At 58.5% G+C, this 15,518-nt stretch carries 10 protein-coding genes and 4 pseudogenes; 3 read left to right on the top strand and 11 right to left on the bottom strand.

What is annotated here, in order from left to right; all coding sequences use genetic code 11:
- Nucleotides 1-8 precede the first annotated feature (8 nt).
- The 7 genes and pseudogenes from mraY to mraZ form a co-directional block, all read right to left on the bottom strand.
- Nucleotides 9-1,114 (bottom strand): annotated as a pseudogene (gene mraY / locus GSD1FS_RS00400) (phospho-N-acetylmuramoyl-pentapeptide-transferase).
- Nucleotides 1,115-1,189: 75 nt separating this feature from the next.
- Nucleotides 1,190-2,662 carry a UDP-N-acetylmuramoyl-tripeptide--D-alanyl-D-alanine ligase gene (locus GSD1FS_RS00395; RefSeq protein WP_155587901.1) on the bottom strand — a complete coding sequence of 491 codons (1,473 nt, stop codon included), beginning with the start codon at nucleotides 2,660-2,662 and terminating at the stop codon, nucleotides 1,190-1,192.
- A 67-nt stretch (nucleotides 2,663-2,729) separates the two neighbouring features.
- Nucleotides 2,730-3,611 carry a UDP-N-acetylmuramyl peptide synthase gene (locus GSD1FS_RS00390; protein WP_155587900.1) on the bottom strand — a complete coding sequence of 294 codons (882 nt, stop codon included), beginning with the start codon at nucleotides 3,609-3,611 and terminating at the stop codon, nucleotides 2,730-2,732.
- Nucleotides 3,612-3,628: 17 nt separating this feature from the next.
- A pseudogene (locus GSD1FS_RS00385) lies at nucleotides 3,629-5,424 on the bottom strand (peptidoglycan D,D-transpeptidase FtsI family protein).
- Nucleotides 5,421-5,954, bottom strand: a complete 534-nt coding sequence (locus GSD1FS_RS00380) for a hypothetical protein (RefSeq protein ID WP_246165667.1) — start codon at nucleotides 5,952-5,954, stop codon at nucleotides 5,421-5,423. The pseudogene GSD1FS_RS00385 and the gene GSD1FS_RS00380 overlap by 4 nt, the downstream one beginning before the upstream one ends.
- 1 nt (nucleotide 5,955) lies before the next feature.
- Nucleotides 5,956-7,003, bottom strand: a pseudogene (gene rsmH, locus GSD1FS_RS00375) (16S rRNA (cytosine(1402)-N(4))-methyltransferase RsmH).
- The gene (mraZ, locus tag GSD1FS_RS00370; protein ID WP_155587899.1) at nucleotides 7,003-7,515 is read right to left on the bottom strand and encodes a division/cell wall cluster transcriptional repressor MraZ; all 513 of its coding nucleotides are present in this window, start codon (nucleotides 7,513-7,515) and stop codon (nucleotides 7,003-7,005) included. The pseudogene rsmH and the gene mraZ overlap by 1 nt, the downstream one beginning before the upstream one ends.
- Before the next feature lie 374 nt (nucleotides 7,516-7,889).
- Here mraZ and GSD1FS_RS00365 point away from each other — a divergent pair.
- Nucleotides 7,890-10,150: pseudogene (locus GSD1FS_RS00365) on the top strand (HelD family protein).
- Between the two features lie 9 nt (nucleotides 10,151-10,159).
- Entirely contained in the window at nucleotides 10,160-11,362 is a 1,203-nt protein-coding gene (serA, locus tag GSD1FS_RS00360) for a phosphoglycerate dehydrogenase (RefSeq protein WP_155587898.1), read from the top strand.
- 164 nt (nucleotides 11,363-11,526) lie between these two features.
- Here the strand turns inward: serA and nrdR are convergent, their stop codons facing one another.
- Together nrdR and GSD1FS_RS00350 are read right to left on the bottom strand one after the other, a co-directional pair.
- Complete coding sequence (gene nrdR, locus GSD1FS_RS00355) at nucleotides 11,527-11,976, bottom strand: transcriptional regulator NrdR (RefSeq protein WP_155587897.1); 450 nt, start codon at nucleotides 11,974-11,976, stop codon at nucleotides 11,527-11,529.
- A gap of 83 nt (nucleotides 11,977-12,059) precedes the next feature.
- Complete coding sequence (locus GSD1FS_RS00350) at nucleotides 12,060-12,458, bottom strand: LysM peptidoglycan-binding domain-containing protein (RefSeq protein ID WP_246165666.1); 399 nt, start codon at nucleotides 12,456-12,458, stop codon at nucleotides 12,060-12,062.
- Nucleotides 12,459-12,600: 142 nt separating this feature from the next.
- Between GSD1FS_RS00350 and lexA the strand changes: the two genes are divergently transcribed.
- The gene (gene lexA, locus GSD1FS_RS00345) at nucleotides 12,601-13,296 is read left to right on the top strand and encodes a transcriptional repressor LexA (protein ID WP_155587896.1); all 696 of its coding nucleotides are present in this window, start codon (nucleotides 12,601-12,603) and stop codon (nucleotides 13,294-13,296) included.
- 104 nt (nucleotides 13,297-13,400) lie between these two features.
- Here the strand turns inward: lexA and GSD1FS_RS00340 are convergent, their stop codons facing one another.
- On the bottom strand, nucleotides 13,401-14,336 hold the full coding sequence (locus GSD1FS_RS00340) for a cation diffusion facilitator family transporter (RefSeq protein ID WP_155587895.1): 936 nt from the start codon (nucleotides 14,334-14,336) through the stop codon (nucleotides 13,401-13,403).
- A gap of 163 nt (nucleotides 14,337-14,499) precedes the next feature.
- A complete protein-coding gene (locus tag GSD1FS_RS00335) occupies nucleotides 14,500-15,462 on the bottom strand; it encodes an L-lactate dehydrogenase (protein WP_155587894.1) in 963 nt (320 codons plus the stop codon).
- Nucleotides 15,463-15,518 lie beyond the last annotated feature (56 nt).

Genomic DNA, 15,518 nt, shown 5'->3' with positions numbered 1-15,518 from the left:
GTTCACGATCAGTGACCGAGCAGGCCGGATTGCCCAACCCAGTTGCCGTAGAAGATGATCAGACCGGTGATCACGAACATTAGCTCGATGATCCAGAAGCGCACGACCACTTTGCTTTCGCTCCACCCGCACAATTCGAAGTGGTGGTGAATCGGCGCCATTTTGAACACGCGTTTATGCGTGGCCTTGAAATAGCTGACTTGGATCACATCGCTCAGCGTTTCGATCACAAACAGGCCACCGATGATGATCGCGAGGAACTCGGTGTGCGTGATGATCGACAGCGCTGCGAACAGACCCCCAATGCCAAAGAGCCCGTATCGCCCATGAAAATGGACGCCGGATTGCAGTTGTACCACAGGAATCCAAGGCAGGCAACAGCGGCGCAGCAGGCGATGATACCCAGATCCAGTGGATCAGACACCGAATAGCTGAACCCTGAATGTGATTGCCCCTTGAGGTGATACATTTGCCAGACAGCGATCACGGCATAGCCTGCGAAGGCGATCATCGACGAGCCTGCGCACAATCCATCGAGACCGTCGGAGAGATTCACCGCGTTCGTCCACGCCGCCATCAGGAAGTTCACCCAAACCACGAACAGAATGGTCGCCACAAGTCTTCCTGCGAAGTTGAAGTTCAGGAACGGCTTCTCGATGAAGCTCATGCCCGCCTGAGCCACGGGGAAACCGGAACGTGTAGGCACGATCAGGGCGAGAATCGCGAAGATCGTGGCGAACACCACTTGGCCGAAGAACTTGCCGCCAACGGTCAGGCCCTCATTCTGCTTCTTGCGCACTTTGGCGAAATCATCGATGAATCCGAGCAGGCCCATCGACACCATGGCGAACAAAGCGAGACCAGCAGCCCATGTGGGGGCCACTCCTTCGGTCAGATACCTGTAGAGCGCCGAAGCACCCCAGCCCAGCACGATCGCCAGCACGATCACGACGCCGCCGAGTGTCGGCGTGCCTCGTTTGACCTGATGAGATTTAGGCCCGTCCTGCCTGATGTACTGCCCGTAGTTGAGCTTGTGCACAATACGGATCAGCAGAGGCGTGCCAATCAGCGTGACGATCAGCGACGTCAGAATTCCTATGATGAGGGCAATCACTAGAATCTCTCCATTCGCGGTTGAACAATATGTGGGGTTGTTGGTTGGGCTTCGTGTTCCATTTGACGGTTACTGCTATTGCCCCGCCGTCCAGCGGCTTGCCAATGCACTCAGACCTGAAGCATGGGAACCTTTGAGCAGCACCAGCAGATCTGGGTGCTCCGCGTTGAGCTCGCGGATCAACGCATCTGCTTCGTCAATCGTCGACACGGCTCGAACGATGTCGGTTCCGGCTACGCCATCCGCTCCTACGGCGATGTCACGCGCCAACGCATTCAAGGTTTCATCGGTGCCGCCACCGACTGCGATCAAGGCATCGACACCGGATTGCACGGCATATGCGCCGACGGATTCGTGCAATGCTCGCTCATCGGGGCCAAGTTCGAGCATGGCACCCAACACTGCCACACGGAACGGCTGGCGTTCTTCCTGAGCATGCCATGCCATCAGTCCGTTGATGCCTGCTTTCATCGAGTCAGGATTCGCATTGAACGAGTCGTCGATGAGCGTGAAGTGTTCCTTACCATTGGAGACGGTGCTGACAGCCATGCGATGAGGGCTGATAGCACGCACGTCGCCGAGCACCTGCGCAATCTGTTCGAGAGACATGCCGAGCAGATTGGCAACGCTTGCCGCTGCGAGCGCGTTCATCACGTTGTGTTTGCCGCTGATCCCCAATGTCAGACGCTGTTCCATGCCTTGCGACGAGACGAGAGTGAATGTCGGCCTGCCCAGATCGTCAAGTGTGATGTTGTCGGCTGCGATATAGCCATCAATGTCGTGCGCCTGAGCTTTGTCGATGCCGAACCAGAACACATTACCTTGCGCGAGCTGGCTCATGGCCGCCACGTGCTCGTCGTCAGCGTTGAGCACCGTCGTGGCATTGGCGGCTTCTCCGAGGACTATTTCGCTTTTCGCTTGAGCGATGCGTTCCACTGAGCCGAACTCTCCCAAGTGCGCGACGCCGACTTTGAGCACGACGGCGATGTCTGGAGGCGCGATCTTGGTCAGACTTGCGATTTCTCCAACGTGGTTCGCACCCATCTCCGCGACGAGGAATCGAGTGCCGGCTTCAACTTCAAGTGCCGTCAGCGGCAGGCCGATTTCATTGTTGAACGAACCGATGGGGGCAACCGTTGGGCCCATCACGGCAAGCAGGTTCTTGAGCAGATCTTTCGTGGTGGTTTTTCCAACGGAGCCGGTGATGCCGACGATGGTGAACGGTTCGTTCGTCTGTTTGCGAAGGCGCAGGTTCTGTGCTGCAAGCGCGCCAAGTGCCTCCACGGTGTTGGGCACGACGATCTGCGTGATCGGCGCGTCTTCGATCTCATGGTCCACCAAGGCCGCCGCAGCACCGTGTTCGCCGACCTGCGCCACGAAATCATGCCCGTCGACGTGTTCGCCGGCGATGGCGACGAACAGCGATCCATCGGTCACCTGACGCGAATCAGTGACCACATTGGTGACGGTTCGCTCCCCTGCATCGGCGCAATGCACCATTGCGCCTGACACGGCTTGCGCCACCTGACTCACAGTCATAGGCATCATGGCAGTCTCCTCACTTCACCATCTCGTCTTGTAGTCTCTAGTCTTCTCAACTGTTGTTCGCGAACACTCAGTGGAGTTCCCGCGACACTCTCAGGGCGCTACGTATGTTCTGCTTCTTGACTCCGGCAGCCATCACCATGGCTATCGCCACCGAAAGCGGTCGAATCTTATCGACACCGAAATCGGCTTGCACGGCCATCTGGTCGGTCTCATCGGTTCGGAATGCTATATGCGTGCCTTCATCGATGCCGCAGCCATATCGTGCGCACATCTGCTCGATAAGCTCTTGCCCTTTCACCGGATCCGCAACGCCGTCGCATCCGATGACGTCCGCTCCAATGGATGCCAACGCGTCTGGCTGCAACGTGTTGTCGTCCAACGCGATGATCACGGCCGCCGCACCATCTTCTGCGCATACCGACAGCACTCGTTGTGTAGACAGGATGTCCATCGGGTATTCCAAATCGAGGAAGCGATCCAACGACTGCGAATCGCCTGCGCAGATCGTTCCAACGGGATTGCCGAGCATGTGCAGGAACTGCGAGAGCATCTCCACATTGGCGTGAACCTGCTCTTCGCGCACTCCAGCCACGGCGAACACCGCAAGTGTGGATGCCGGATTACCGGCCATGTTCGATGCGATCTCGCCAAGCTCACGCGGCGTCGGGTCGGCGAACACCAATGGAATATCGGCCTGAATGTCGCTATTGCGAGCTGAACGCGGGAGCATCACAGCATAGGCTCCTCGCTGGGAGGCGGCCGCGATACGCGCACTGTCGATGCGTTTGCCGGGCATGAACAGCGTCCCGGCAGTCACCGAATCGATGTCGTTGGCCAACGATGTGACGGTGACCGCTCGCGCGAACTCCGGCGACAGGTCATACCCATATCGGTCGGCAAGCATTCCCAACGTGGTGCGATGGGTTGAGGCTTCACTTAACGAACTCATGGCCTTGGCTCCTTTCTTCACCACTCGACCGGAATGGCGTCGGTGCGTTGCTTGGATTCCGGAACTTCGTATTTCTGCATCAGGAACTGGCCGATTTCCGCGGTCACCGGACCAGCTGTCAAACCGCCGTAGCTTCCTTCGGGGTCACGCAGCACCACGGTGACGACGAACCGGGGATTGTCGGCAGGAATGATCGCCGTGTAGTCGCTGATGAGCGACGAAAGCTTGCCGTCATCGCCCACAATTTCTGCGGTACCTGACTTCGCTGCGACGCGGTAGCCGCTCACTCCGGCGAACTTGGCATAGTGCTCAGACACCGATTCCATGCCGTTGAGCAATTCGTTGGCGACGCTCTCGTCGATGACTCGCTTGGATTCGCCGGCTTTCACCGTCGTCTCATGCCCATCCGCCGAAGTCACTGATTTGATGATGCTCTGCGGTTTCATGACGCCTTTGTTCGCCACCACCGAGATCGCGTTGGTGATCTGGAGCGCGTTCATCGAATAGCCTTGGCCGAACAGCACGGTGTTGCGGGTACGGCCATCCCACGTGTTCGCCGGAGCGAGCACACCCTGCGATTCGCCAGGCAGGTTCAGCGTGGAAGGCTGGCCTATGCCGAACTTGGTCAGGTATTCGTAACGCTTCTGGTCGGAGTAGTTCTCGGAGGCGAGGATCGTGCCGACGTTCGAGGATTGTTCGAGAATGCCAGCCAGCGTCCAACGTTCGGAACCGTGGTTAAACGAATCCTTATATGTCTGGCCATCCAACGTGAGCGTGTCGGGAACGGTGAACTTGTCGCCCATATGGTGCAGCTTCTCTTGAATGAGGCCGCCCATCGTGAAGACCTTACCGATGGAACCCGGTTCGAACACTTCGTTGACGGAGCGTGCCACCTGCACCTTCGCGTCATCGGAACCGGCTTCGATCTTGTCGCTATCGGCAAGCGCGACGATCTGCCCGGTCTGCACGTCTTCCACCACTGCGATGCCCCACCGCGACTTGTATTTCTCCTGTGCGTCGGCGAGGATCTTCTCGACTCGCCACTGCACGTCGCGGTCAATGGTCAGGGCCACGTTGGAACCGTCAACGGCATCCTTCGATTCCGTCATCGTGCCTGGAATCTCTTCGCCGCCATTGCCTTGCTGGTACACCTGATAGCCGTCGGTGCCGGTCAGCGTCTTGTTCTCCAACTGTTCGATGCCGGCGACGCCCTTGCCATCGGCGTCAACACCGCCGAGCAATGCGCCCATCAACGTTCCGTTCGAATACACGCGTTCACTGCTCAGCTCGGAATAGACGATGCCTCCCAAGTGAAGCTGTGCGATCTTGCGCTTTACTTCGGGCGTCACGTCTTTTTGATCACGGCGTATTGCCCGACGCCGGAGAGTTTGCCGCCGATTTCGGAAGCGCTCATGCCCAGAACGGGCGCGAGCAGTTGCGCCACCGCAGCCACGCCTGTCGTCGTCAACGGTTTCCCATCCAATGACTGGCACACCGATTCGGTGTTCTTCGTGCATTCGGTCGGCGTGAAGGTCTGTGCCGCATCGGGGTTGCCGATGATCGTGTAGCGTTCCACGCTTTGAGCCAGCACAACCCCGTTCGTGTCGGTGATCTTGCCACGCTTCGCCTGCAATGTGACTTTCAGGGTTCGGCTTTCCTGCGCCGCCAATGCGAGCTGAGGTCCCTCGATGAGTTGGATGTAGACGAGCTTGCCGAGGCAGAAAACGGCCAAAACCGCCATCACTAATGCGATGACGGTGGTGCGCTTCATCATCTGCGAGAGACGATTCCACGTTGACTTCAGCCCTTTCACTGCTGACCTCCCTGATCGGCATCGGCGTTTTGTTTGGAGCTATCGCTCTGGGTCTGTGTGCTACTCGAGTTCTGTTTGGTGTCTTCCGGCGCTTTGTAGCCCTGCAAGTCGATGCTCAACGAGCCCGATGCCGGCACCATGTTGAGTTTTTGCGCGCGGTCAGGCAGCGTCGCCTCCAAATTCGAGAGTTTCGCCTGATCGTCTTCAACATCTTGCTGCAACATCGTGATGTTCTGTTCGATGCGTGCGGATTCGAACGAATTCTCCACCATTTGCGTGCGGAGCAGAAGCGTGCCGATCCAGCACAGAATCAAGAACAACACCGCGATGCCGGTGTGCAGCCACGGGCGGGAACGCGTCTTCGTCCACGTGATCACATTCTCGGCAAAACTGTGTTTCTCGTTCTTCTTGCCATGCTGATCACTGCTGCTCACCACATGGAGTTCCGGTCTCTTCGATGGAGCATCAGTGCGCCCGTCACGGCCTGCCGGAGACACGTGTGAGCGGGTAGAACGCATTGGAGCTGCCATGTTATCCCCTCCTCGCATGTGAATGATGACGCGCATGCTGTGTGCGCACAACCTCGCGGCTTTCCTCTTCGAACGCTTTGCGCCAACGCTGTGGCACAGGCCGTACCAACTCGACTGCGCGCAACCGCACGGAGGCACTGCGCGGATTATGTGCGATCTCCTGTTCGTCGGCTTTCACCGCGCCTTTGACGAGCGCCTTGAAGAACGGCTGCATATCGGGCGCCACAACAGGCATATCGGCAGGCGCATCCACGCGAAGACCTTTCGCCATGAAGTTCTTCACCGTACGGTCTTCCAGCGAATGATACGATTCGACGGCCAAATGCCCGCCAACAGCGAGATGCAACGCTATCTGCGGCAACGTGCGAGCCAGTTTGTCGAGCTCGCCGTTGACTTCGATGCGCAGCGCCTGGAACACGCGTTTCGCCGGATTGCCTCCGCTTCGCTTGGAGCGGGGAATCACCTCGTCGACGAGTTCGGTCAGCTGAGCCGAAGTCGTCAACGGCTGCTGGTCACGTTCATGCACGATTCGCTTCGCGATCGGGCGAGCGAACCGTTCTTCGCCGTACTCCTTGAAGATGCGTGTGAGCTGGTCGACGTCATAGGTCGCCAGCATATCCTGCGCCGTCAGGGTTTGCGACACGTCCATGCGCATGTCAAGAGGCGCATCATGCGCGTACGAGAATCCGCGTTCACGCTCGTCGATCTGCAGGCTTGACAGCCCAAGATCCATGAACACGGCCTGCACTTGGTCTATCCCTGTTCGGCCAGCACCTGGTCGAATTCGTCGAAGGCGGCGTGCACGGGCACGAATCGATCCGCGAGCCCCTCCTGCGCGATGCGTTCGCTCGCTTTGCCGAGAGCTTCGGCGTCACGGTCGATGCCGATAACGGTGGCGAGTGGCGCAGCCTTCAAAAAGCGATGGTATGCCCGGCCAAGCCGAGTGTGCAATCCACAGCGACGGCATTCGGTTGTTGCAGGGCTGGTGCGATGAGCTCGACACAGCGTTCGAGAAGAACGGGTTGGTGAATCTGCGAGAAATCAGTCATTAGAACTCCAGATCCGGTAGAACGTCATTGGCAATATCGGCATATTCTTCTTCGTTGTCGTGCAGGTATTGCTCCCAAGCCTCTCTGTTCCATATCTCGGCGCGCGTGCCCACGCCGATGACCACGATGTCGTTACCGAGGTCGGCATAATCTCGCAGCATCTGCGGAACGACCACGCGACCCTGTTTATCGACATCCTGGTCGACGGCACCGGAAAGGAACACGCGAAGATACTGACGTGCCGCCTTGTTCCCGACCGACACGTGCTGAATCTGTGCGGCGATGCGACGGAATTCGCTTTGCGGCAGCAAATACACGCATCGTTCCTGACCGCGGGCCATCACCATGCCTTCGCCGAGTTGTTCGCGCATTTTCGCGGGGATGGCCATGCGCCCTTTTGCGTCGATTTTGGGCATATATGTGCCAAGCAGCAGTGGAGGAACCGGGCTGGCACTGGTAGTCGCATCGGAGGAATCTGCCAAGGAGTTGAACGCGACCTGTGAATCGGCCATGTCTCCTCCTTACGCCGCAGATGACCCGATGGGTCTGAAAATATCGATATCGTTGTTCCACTCTACCCCACACTTCACCTAAAATCCCCACTGAACACGCAAATACCCTGTATTGCGGCGTTTCATACCGCAATCTTTCAACTTTGGGCACAGCATAGGTTCATTCAACAGATGCGAGATATTCCTTATGAAAGGCTTATGAAGAGCCCGTAAATCACTAACTGCGCATATCACGGCGATCTGCCGAAGCGCAGACGTGCGCACCTCATCGTTTTCGCTCGCCGCGATGCACGGAGAAGAAAAACACCACCTAACCCAGTAGTTGCCCATTGGTAGAATAGTGTGGCTCATATTGATAGAGAGAATACGGATAGATGTCACAGTACTCTTCGCAGATTCAAGAAGAACAACAGGTTGTTGACCGTGCGTATGGACGCCTCGACGATCTTCGCGCGCAAGCGCGCGAGCGCCTTGACGAAGTGCGTGCGGCAGGCTCGCACGGCTCCCCCACGCAGCGCACGGAACGCGATTCATTCGCCACGATGTATGAGGATCGCCTCACGCAGCTGCGTGCCGTGGAAGATCGCCTTGTGTTCGGCAGGCTCGACGACGAACAGGGCAATCGCCGATACATTGGGCGCATCGGGCTTTCGGACGCGAATCATGAGCCGATGCTCACCGACTGGCGTGCCGAAGCCGCACGCCCGTTCTATGAGGCCACACCATCGCATCACGGCGACATCGTGATGCGCAGGCACATCACCTTGCATTTCCGCGAGGTGGCGGGCATTGAAGACGAAGTGCTCGATGTGCACTCCCCACATGTCAACTCCGCCTCCGAACAGGGCACACTGACCGGCGAGGGCGCGTTGCTGGCGTCGCTCGGTTCGCGTCGCACCGGCAAGATGACCGACATCGTGGCCACCATTCAGGGCGAGCAGGATCGCATTATTCGCGCCGATCTGCGTGGGGCGGTCATTGTTCAGGGCGGCCCTGGCACCGGTAAAACCGCAGTGGCGTTGCACCGCGCGGCTTACCTGCTGTACACGCACCGTCGCATGTTGAACGTTCCGGCGTGCTTGTGGTCGGCCCGAGCGAGGAGTTCCTCCACTACATCGATCAGGTGCTGCCGTCGCTCGGTGAAACCGGTGTGGTGAGCCGCACTATCGGCGAGCTCATTCCAGGAATCGTCGCCGAGCGCTACGACGAGCCGCATGTGGCGCAGCTCAAAGGCGAGCGTCGCATGGCACGCGCGATCGCGAACGCCGTTGCCGCGCGCGAACGGGTTCCATCGAAGCTGCCGACCATCTATTTGAACGGCATCGCCATCACGATGCGCGCCACGGATGTCACCGAGGCGATCGCGAGTGCACGCCGCACGCGGCAGCCGCACAACAAGGCCCGCGAGACGTTCGTCACCGAAATGCTCGAGCGTCTGCGCACCCAATACGTTGAGCAATTGGACTACACGCCAGAGCAGGCCGAGCTCTCCGACATCATGAGCCAACTGCGGTTGAGCGACCCGATCCGCGTGGCGCTCAACATGGCTTGGCTGCCGATGAATGCGAAATGGATGCTCGACCAGATGTTCTCGAAGCCGCAGCAGCTCACAAGGTTTGCGCCGTGGCTCACCGATGAGCAGGTGAACATGCTCACGCGTCCTCGCGGTGCGGAGTTCACACGCTCCGACATTCCGCTGCTCGATGAGGCGATGGAATTGCTTGGCCCCGATCCACGAGAAGCGGCGCGAGCGGCAGCTCGCAACGCGCAGCGTGAAGAGGAGGAGCGTTTCGCACAGGAGACTTTGGCACAGAACGGCATCGGCTCCGGAATCGTCTCTTCAAAGATGCTCGTCGATCAGATGAACGGGCAGGATGCCGAACTGGTGGCGCAACGTGCCGCCGCGGATCGCGAGTGGACGTATGGGCACATCGTCGTCGACGAGGCTCAGGAGCTGACCGCGATGGATTGGCGCATGCTCATTCGCCGTTGCCCGTCGAGGTCGTTCACGATCGTCGGCGACGTTGCGCAAACATCCGCGTTAGGCGGCACGCGCAACTGGAACAAGACGATGACCCCGCTGTTCGGCGAACGCAACTGGTCGCTCAACGAGCTGACGATCAACTACCGCAACCCGCAGGAGGTGTCGAACCTCGCCTCTGATTTCGCCGAACGCGAAGGACTTTATATTTCCACGGTCAAGGCGATTCGCTCGATTCCTGATTCCGTGCAGCATCTGCTTGTTGATGACGACGAGACGCTGTTCGACCAACTGAGCTTCCACGCCGCAGAATTGGCGAAGGAATTCATCGAGAGCGACGGCACCGGACGGGTGGCCGTGATCGTGCCCCATGAACTCAAAGACGCCGCGCGCGCAGCCATCGCCAAGCGATTCAAGTCGATCGCCGGCACTCGTGAGATGCACATCGAAGACGCACAGATGCTGGTGTGCGACGCGCAGTCGGTGAAAGGCTTGGAATACGATGCGGTGGTCGTGGCGCAACCCGGCCTCATTGCACAGGAGGCTCCCAGCCGTCTAGCGGCTGCGGCCGATCTCTATGTGGCGTTGACACGCCCGACACAGCGATTGCTTATAGTTCGGACACGAGATGACGAAAGACTACTGACGCTATAAGGTGGGAACATGCCTAAAGCACTACTTCTGGAAAACATTCATCCGCTGGCCGAAGAGGCCCTTCGTGCGCATGGCTTCGAAGTCGAGACCCGTAAGGGCGCTCTTTCCGAGTCCGAACTGATTGAAGCCCTCGACGGTGTTGATCTGCTCGGCATCCGCTCCAAGACGAACGTGACCAAGGCCGTGATCGACGCTCACCCAACGCTGACGGCGATCGGCTGCTTCTGCATCGGCACGAATCAGGTCGACCTTGAATACGCCGCGAAGAACGGCATCGCCGTGTTCAACGCCCCATATTCGAACACCCGTTCCGTCGTTGAACTGGTGATCTGCGACATCATCTGCCTGATGCGCCGCATCCCGGCGCACACACACCACATGAAGCATGGAGTGTGGGACAAGTCGGCGTCCGGCTCCCATGAGGTGCGCGGCAAGACCCTCGGCATCATCGGCTATGGCAACATCGGCTCTCAGCTGTCGGTGCTGGCCGAGGCGATGGGCATGAGCGTCATCTTCTACGACCTCGAGGAAAAACTGGCGCTGGGCAACGCCCGCCGTTGCGAGACGCTCAACGAACTACTGCAGGAAGCCGACGCCGTGACGATTCACGTGGACGGCCGCAAGTCGAACACCGGTTTCTTCGGTGAAGAGCAGTTCTCGCAGATGAAGCAGAACGCCATCTTCATCAATTGCTCGCGTGGCTTCGTCGTCGATCTCGACGCGCTGAAGGAGCATCTCGACTCCGGCCACCTTTCCGGCGCCGCCATCGACGTGTTCCCGACCGAGCCGAAGAAGACGGGCGACCCGTTCTCCACCCCTTTGGCCGATGAAGACAACATGATTCTGACGCCGCATATCGGTGGCTCCACGCTTGAGGCACAGCGCAACATCGCGCAGTTCGTGTCGCAGCGTCTTGAGGATTACTGGTTCAAGGCTTCCACGATGCTCTCGGTGAATCTTCCGCAGATCACGACGAACCCGCTCAAGGGTGCGGCTCGCATCGCGCATCTGCACGCGAATCTTCCAGGCGTGCTGGCTAACGTGAACCACGCACTCGGAGAGCAAGGCATCAACATCTGTGCTCAGGCTTTGGGCACCGAAGGCGAGATCGGCTATGTGGTGACCGATGTGACAGAGCGTCCAAGCCAAGAGACCATTGACGCGCTGAACGCCATCACCGGCACGATTCGCACCCGCATACTCGAACCGTGATCGCGCTGTTACGCAATTGAAAGGGCCCGACCTTCAACAGGTCGGGCCCTTTCAATTGTTTCGAGAGACATCACAGATTCACTCGCTGCATTTACCACCGATGTTGAAACGCACGCACTGCCCCATATACATTCAACAAGCGATAGATTCAACGAATCTGTGCGTTACTTCTCCTCTTGCCTGAGACTGTCGATGGCGTGCTGGAAGTCTTCAAGATCTTCGAAGTTCTGATAAACGCTGGCGAAACGCAAATACGCCACCTCGTCAAGGTCTTTGAGTGGCTTGAGGATCGCCTTGCCGATCTCTTCCGACGGCACCTGTGCGACGCCCCGCGCGCGAAGATCCTCCTCGACCTGCTGGCCAAGGCGCTTGAGATCGTCTTCGTGAATCGGACGCCCTTGGCATGCCTTGCGCACGCCGGCGATAACTTTGTCGCGGCTGAACTGCTCCACATTGCCGGAGCGCTTCTTCACCAGCAGCATCGTGGTTTCAAGCGTGCTGAATCGCGCACCGCAATTCGGGCATTCGCGCCGACGGCGAATCGAATGGCCGTCGTCGCTGATGCGGGTGTCGATAACCTTGGTATCGGGATTATGGCAAAAAGGACAATGCATGTACACAAGAATAGCGCGAGTGTGCCCTTTTATGCACATTTGTGAACGCTCATGCACATCAATCGCCATATCGGGCACCGATCTCACATCGGAATGACGATCGACTGCCCGGCCTGCAACGCCCCACCACGGAGGTTGTTCACCTGCTTGAGCTTCTCCACACGCTGATAGTCACTGGACGATCCATCGGGGAAACGGTTTGCAATGCTCCACAATGAATCACCGGGCTGCACTGTGTAGTGCACCACCTGCGAAGAGTCTTGCGTCACCGAAGGCTCGCCAGCTCCTGCAGCCGCGACTCCGACAGCAAAGCAAGCGATCAATGCCACAACGAAGATGATGACGCGGTGACGAACACTCCAAGTGCGTCGAGACGCAGCAGTGCCCGCCTTCATGTTCGAACCTGCAATATTCGCTTTCGCAATGCCTACCTGTGGGCGACGCTCTTGAATGGAAAGCGCCTGAACATCAATCGAACGCATATCGACTCCTTCGAACATCTGTTCTATTCGATCCAAGAACATGTTCGCACAGATGTTCGATTTCGTCAACCCATATTCGAACATCTGTTTGATTTTCTCGGCGTTTCGCGCTATGGTGGTGTTCGAACGAAAGGACAACGCCATGAGCAACCTCGAAGCGGCTACGGCGGCCAGCGAGCAACCGACCCTGGAGTCATTGACCGAGCGTCAGCTTCAGGTACTCAATGCCATCAAGAAACTGTTGAACGAACAAGGCTTCGCGCCCTCTTTGCGCGAGATCGGCAAAGCCGCCAATCTCAAGAGCACGTCTTCGGTGCAGCATCAGCTTCATGCGCTGGAGAGCAAAGGCTACATTCGTCGCGACCCGAACAAAGGTCGTGCCATCGAGATCGTCAATCTCGATTCCGACACGCCGGCGGATGTCTCGTTGCCGCCATTCGAATCCGCGGACATGCAGCCATCGGAGTTCCTCGACGTGCCACTCGTCGGCGCAATCGCCGCAGGCCAGCCGATCACGGCGGAACAGCATGTGGAAGACGTGATGCGTCTCCCCGTGCGTCTCACCGGCACCGGCAACCTGTTCATGCTCGAGGTCAAAGGCGATTCGATGATCGACGCGGCCATATGCGACGGCGATTTCGTTGTGGTGCGCGAACAGCATAGTGCCGAGAACGGCGACATCGTTGCGGCTCTGCTCGACGATGAGGCGACGGTGAAAACGTTCCGTCAGGAGAACGGTCACACGTGGCTCATCCCCCACAATCCGAACTACGCCCCGATCGACGGCACCCATGCACAGATCATGGGCAAGGTCGTCACCGTTCTGCGCAAGGTCTGACCTCATTCACAAAGTTTTCTTCTCACTACGTAAAAGTCCCTGCTCAATCCAACAACGGATTGAGCAGGGACTGGTTGTATATGCGTAGCAGAGATGCGCCTCGGTTAGGCGTGGATCTGCCCCACGTCCACATTCGTGTACCCTTCCGGCTCCAATTGGAATGTGGTGTGCGCAATGGAAACCGGAAAATGCTTTCTGGTGCAATCCTGCAACTGTTTGAGCACTACGCCCGCCTGTTCCATCGTCAGATCACGGTCCACGATGACGTGTGCGGTCAGAATCGGCATGCCGGTAGACACAACGCTCGCATGGAGGTCATGCACGGCCACGACGTGCGGCACATTGCTCAAATGGTTGCGCACGGCATCCAGATCCAATCCTTCCGGTGTCTCCTCCAGCAGCACGCGCATCGCACGGTGCAGCAGTTTGTAGGCGCGCGGAATCATCATCAACGCGATGACCGCGCCAGCGACGGCATCGAAACCATCCCAACCCGTGCACATCAGCACGATAGCCGAAACGATCACGGCGACCGAACCCAGAGCATCGTTGCACACTTCAAGGAAAGCAGCACGCATGTTCATGTTGTCGTTCGATTGCGCGCGCAGAACGAATATTGAGCCGACATTCGACGCGAGTCCGAGCACGCCGAAGAACAGCAGCAGTCGCACGTCGTGCACCGATTCCGCCTGCACGCCCGTCAACCGCAGAATCGCCTCGATCAGCGCATAGAGTCCGACGAACATCAGCACCAGTCCGCCACCCGCGGCGGTGATCACCTCAAGGCGCGCCCACCCCCACGTCTTCGACTTGTCTGGCTTGCGGCGCATCAGCAGTGCGGTGACGGTCGAAGCGGCCAGCACCGCCACATCAGTGGTCATGTGCCCTGCGTCGACGAGCAGAGCCAGCGAGCCCGTCAATGCGGCGCCGACCACTTCGGCGACGAGAATGGACGCCGTGAGCACCAGCGTGGTCATCAACCGCTTGTAGTGGCCGGATGCGTCCGACGCCGTTGAAGCCTGTGCGTGATCGTGTGCCATTAGGATTCCCGCCTTCCTGCAGTCAACCAGCATTCACCTGCGATGTTCTCAACGTGACCATGATAAGTGCACCCACCGTGCTACTCCTAGCGCAAAACCGGTTGACGAGCAACAAAAATGCCGCCGAATAACGGCGGCATTTGCTACTAACGATCGAAATCGATCAGAAGCCGAACTGTGCGGCGGTCTCACGCAGCGTGTCTGCGGAGCGCTTCAGAGCGGCGAGCTCACGGTCGGAAACCGGGGTGTTGATGCGGGAGTTCACGCCGTTGCGGTTGAGCAGCGTCGGAACCGACATGCACACGTCGGAGATGCCGTGGAAGTCGTTGAGCAGCGACGAAACCGGCAGGATGCGGTTGGAATCCTTGAGGATCGCGTCGATGATGTCAACGCCCGACATGGCGATGGCGTAGTTCGTGGCGCCCTTGCCGTTGATGATCTTGTAGGCGGCGTTCTTGACTTCCTGGTGAATGCGTTCGCGTGCTTCGGCATCGAGCGGGTCGTGACCCGGCAGTGGCTGCCAATCGCACATCGGAACGCCACCGATGGTTGCGGAAGCCCACAGCGGCACTTCGGAGTCGCCGTGTTCGCCAGCGATGTAGGCGTGCACGTTCTTGACGTTGACGCCGGTCTGCTGAGCGATCAGGAAACGCAGACGTGCGGAATCGAGGTTGGTGCCGGAGCCGAACATGCGCGATGCCGGCAGACCGGAGAGCTTCATCGAGACGTGGGTCACGACGTCGACCGGGTTCGTGATGAGCATGTAGATCGCGTTCGGGGCGACCTTGAGCATGTTCGGGATGATCGACTTCATGATGTTGATCGTCGCGCCGGCGAGGTCGAGGCGGGACTGACCCGGCTTCTGGCGAGCGCCTGCGGTGATGACCACCATGTCTGCGTCGCGGCAGACCTCTGGGTCGTCGGAGCCTTCGATGGAGACGGTCGGGAAGAAGCTGGAACCGTGCTGCATGTCGAGCACTTCGGCTTCGACGCGATCCTTGGCGATGTCTTGCAGCGCGATTTCACGAGCGATGCCGCGTTCTGCTGCGGCGAATGCAAGGGTGGAACCAACGGCGCCTGCACCGACGATGGCAAGCTTTGTTGGCTTAATTGGAGAATTAACCATGCTGACGACCTCTCGTTGTACCCGCTTATGGCGGGATTCCATATCTTTCACATGTA

The sequence above is a fragment of the Bifidobacterium canis genome (assembly GCF_009727065.1).
GTDB lineage: Bacteria > Actinomycetota > Actinomycetes > Actinomycetales > Bifidobacteriaceae > Bifidobacterium > Bifidobacterium canis.
Note: the sequence above shows the minus strand (reverse complement) of the source record. Positions and strands in the feature narration are given on the sequence as shown.